Here is a 4,046-nt window from a genome sequence, read left to right on the forward strand (position 1 = left end):
ATAGCATCTATAACTGGATGGGATTACATTTTGTCAGCCCTAGCTACTGTTGCATGATTTTTGAAAATTGGTATTACTTGCGGGAAACGATGGCAAAATCCGCACAAAAAAAGGTGCGTTAACCAAGTGTAACGCACCCTAAAACAAACATTCAAAAAGCGCCTTTCCTATCTAGCGAAACATACTGCTAACAGAACTATCTTCGTGAATCCGCCAAATAGTTTCTCCGAGTAAATTCGCTACCGAAAGCACTGTCAACTGCTCAAAACGGTTCTCTTCAAGCACAGGAATTGTATTCGTAACAATTACCTCTTCCAACACCCCGCTAGACAAACGCTCGATCGCCGGATGCGAAAACACCGCATGAGTAGCACAAGCATAAACCTGCCTCGCACCCTCGCGGCGCAACAATCGGGCCCCCTCAGAAATCGTGCCGGCAGTATCGATCATGTCGTCTACCAACACAGCAGTTTTGCCCCTGACATCACCGATAAGATTCATCACTTCTGCCACGTTGTGAGCTTGACGGCGCTTGTCAATAATTGCCAGGGGAGCATCGCCAAGCTTTTTGGCAAAAGCTCTCGCCCTAGCAACTCCGCCCACATCCGGCGAAACCACAACAATATCCGTTAATTGCTTGCTCGCCAGATAATCCAAAAGCACCGGCGAACCGTAAACGTGGTCGAAAGGAATGTCAAAATAACCTTGAATCTGAGCCGAGTGCAAATCCATCGCCAAAATGCGACCGGCCCCAGCTTCAGTAATCAAATTAGCGACCAACTTCGCAGTAATCGACTCTCTTCCGGCCGTTTTGCGGTCAGCCCTAGCATACCCGTAGTAGGGAATGACGGCAGTAATTTGTCTGGCCGAAGCGCGCCGACAAGCATCGATCATAATTAACAATTCCATGAGGCGATCGTTCACTGGGCCACAAGTTGGCTGAATCAAGTAAACATCGCAACCCCGAATCGATTCTTGAATTTGAACGTAGAGTTCCCCATCAGCGAACCGCTTGCGAACCATCGGCCCCAAATCAATCCCCAGATAGCGAGCCACCTCTTGGGCGAGGGGAATATTAGCAGAACCGGAGAACAGCCGCAGACGGTCATGAGCGGAAACCGGCGGCTCGGGAAGCGGAAGCGGTAAAGTAGCAGAACGGATCACAGCAGGCCTCTTGCAGGACGTTTATTCCATCGCTATCTTACCATCGGAAACTAGAAATAATTAGCCAATTCTTTAAGAGATTTAACTTTCCGGGCGGCCACAAGTGTTAAGTTAGGTGAACTGAATAGGAGTTTATTTGGGGGCCCGGCCCGAAGTGCATCCGCCCAAAATTCGATGGAAGCCCGAAGGATCTAGCCCGAGTCCGGGATCGAGGCAATAAAAATGCCACCAACCGGCAATAAACTTGAAAAATACTGTAAAAAAAGTTAAGAATCGGGATCGCACTCCAGATTTTTGATATCGGGCAAAGCAAGGTAGAAATCGATGAGCTTAAGAGAACGCATTGACGCAGAAATCAAAGCAGCGATGAAGTCCAAGGACAAAGTTCGCTTGGAAACAGTTCGCGGCATCAAGAAATTTATTCTCGAAAAAGAAGTCAGCCTCCGTCCTTCCGGGCAAGACTCGCTGACAGAAGCTCAAGAAATGGAAATTTTGATGCAAATAGCGAAACAGCGCCGGGATTCGATCGAACAATACCGCAAAGGTGGCCGCGAAGATTTAGTGGCACAAGAGGAGGCGGAGTTGGCAATTGTTGAAGAGTATTTGCCGCCGCAGATGTCAGACGAAGAGGTGAGTCAAGTCGTTGACGAAGTGATTGCCTCGGTTGGCGCTACTTCTGCAAAAGAAATGGGCAAGGTGATGGGCAAGGCAATGCAGCAGCTTAAGGGCAAAGCAGACGGTAACAGAATTCAAGAGATGGTAAAAGCAAAGCTTAACAGCTAGTTAGCTCTAACTCTTTTCTTGCTGCATTGGCGATCGGTCTTTCAGGGGCCGGCTATTCGCTCCACAAGAATATTGAACTTTGAGCAACTTTGAGCATCCGGGCTGTTGCTCAAAGTTGCTCAAACAGTCCAGGACTCATCATATCAATTCCGGTAACACCGTTCAGGATGGGGAGTCGGCAGTCGGCAGTCGGCAGTCGGCAGTCGGGGAATGTGGAATTATTGACCTTGACTCGATCGTGCCCATCCAACCGGAAACGATATCAAGACTAAAGAAACCGGGTTTTCGATCGGATCTGCAGGTTGCAACCTCTGTATTTCCGTGAAAAAACCATGTTTCTGACGATCCTGGCGTCCAAAAATGTCAAAAAAATGTAAAATACTAACTTTGGTCGGGACTGGGAAGTAGAGACAGTGAAGTATCCTATGAAGCATTAAAGACGTAGCAGTCTATGTCTGTGAGCGATCGTCTATTTTTAAACATTGTCTACTTAAACTTATGCAGCCACCTATTGCTATTGGAACTCTCCTACAAAACCGCTACCGCTTGGTGAATATTTTAGGCCAAGGGGGATTTGGCCGGACTTATTTAGTAGAAGATTTGGGGCGGTTTCAAGAACGCTGCGCCCTGAAGGAATTGATTCCGGTGCAAAGCGGGCCTTACGTTTTGGAAAAATCGAAGGAATTGTTTCAAAGAGAGGCGGCAATACTTTACCAAATAGCGCACCCGCAAATTCCCCAGTTTCGGGCAATATTTGAAGAAAACCAGCGTTTGTTTTTAGTGCAGGATTACGTGGAAGGGATGACTTACCGCGAACTGCTGCTCGATCGAACTTCCAAGGGTCGCACCTTCACCGAAGCCGAAGTCTTGGTATTTATCCGGCAAATGCTGCCGGTACTGGCTCACATCCACGCCCGCGGCATCATCCACCGCGACATCTCCCCTGAAAATATAATTCGGCGGGAAAACGACCAGTTGCCGGTGCTGATTGACTTTGGTGTGGTGAAGGAACTCGCAACCAAAGTCCAGTCTCCCGAAGGAACAGCCCACGCCACAACTGTCGGTAAAATCGGCTACGCGCCGATGGAACAGTTGCAAAGCGGGCGGGCAACTGCCAGCAGCGACCTCTACGCTTTAGCTGTAACGGCGATCGTCCTGCTGACGGGCAAAGAACCGCAGGAATTGCTCGATCAAACAACGCTGCAGTGGAATTGGCAGCAGCGAGTGCAGGTGAGCCCGGGTTTGGCTTTGGTGCTCAATCGGATGTTGAATCGGTCTCCGGGCGATCGATATCAATCTGTCAGCGAAGTCGCCCAAGCACTCGACGCCCAAACTAATCCTCAGCCCAACCAGCCAACTGTACCGCCCGCGCCACCAGTGGTGCCGTCAAATGCTTCGCTAGTAGCAACGGTGGCGGTGGGCAGGCCGCCAGAGCCAGTCGCCCAGAGAGTCCCCCCGCCTCACCAGCCAGACCCGTTAATTGAGCCGGCTGCCGGCTCTTTTTGGGACAATCCCATCGCTGCGATCGGACTGCTGACGGGCTTAGTAATCTTAACTGGCTTCGGTTCCTGGGCCTTAGTAGGCTCATTTCTCAACAATCAGGGCCCCAAACCTACTCCGACAGCGCCACCAGTCACAAGTCCGACGCCGACACTAAGTCCGATACCCACCCCACAACCTTTGCCAACCCCAACCCCAGAACCGACACCAGCGCCGACTCCCGCACCTTTGCCGACACCAAGCCCAGAACCTTTGCCAGAACCAACCCCAGAACCTTTGCCAGAACCAACCCCAGAACCTTTGCCAGAACCAACCCCAGAACCAACCCCAGAACCAACCCCAGAACCAACCCCAGAACCAACCCCAGCGCCAACTCCGACACCCAAACCAAGCCCAGCGCCAACTCCGACGCCCAAACCGACGCCCAAACCGACGCCCAAACCTACGCCCAAACCTACGCCAGCGCCCACACCAACACCCAGACCGACTCCCGCACCAACACCCGCGCCGTCGCCGGAACCAGCACCAACACCCGCGCCGTCGCCGGAACCAGCACCAACACCCGCGCCGTCGCCGGAACCAGCACCAACACCCGCGCC

The 4,046-nt window shown here is 51.7% G+C and carries 3 protein-coding genes; 2 read left to right on the forward strand and 1 reads right to left on the reverse strand.

The genetic code is table 11. The features are described 5' to 3' along the window. Positions 1–171 precede the first annotated feature (171 nt). On the reverse strand, positions 172–1,164 hold the full coding sequence (locus tag QUB56_RS36005; protein ID WP_332961150.1) for a ribose-phosphate pyrophosphokinase: 993 nt from the start codon (positions 1,162–1,164) through the stop codon (positions 172–174). 324 nt (positions 1,165–1,488) lie between these two features. Between QUB56_RS36005 and QUB56_RS36010 the strand changes: the two genes are divergently transcribed. Both QUB56_RS36010 and QUB56_RS36015 read left to right on the forward strand, forming a co-directional pair. Further along, positions 1,489–1,947 carry a GatB/YqeY domain-containing protein gene (locus QUB56_RS36010; RefSeq protein ID WP_332961151.1) on the forward strand — a complete coding sequence of 153 codons (459 nt, stop codon included), beginning with the start codon at positions 1,489–1,491 and terminating at the stop codon, positions 1,945–1,947. 498 nt (positions 1,948–2,445) lie between these two features. Further along, a partial coding sequence (locus QUB56_RS36015) for a serine/threonine-protein kinase (protein ID WP_332961152.1) occupies positions 2,446–4,046 on the forward strand: 1,601 nt, incomplete at its 3' end.

It is taken from the genome of Microcoleus sp. AR_TQ3_B6, assembly GCF_036702785.1.
Taxonomy (GTDB): Bacteria; Cyanobacteriota; Cyanobacteriia; order Cyanobacteriales; family Microcoleaceae; genus Microcoleus.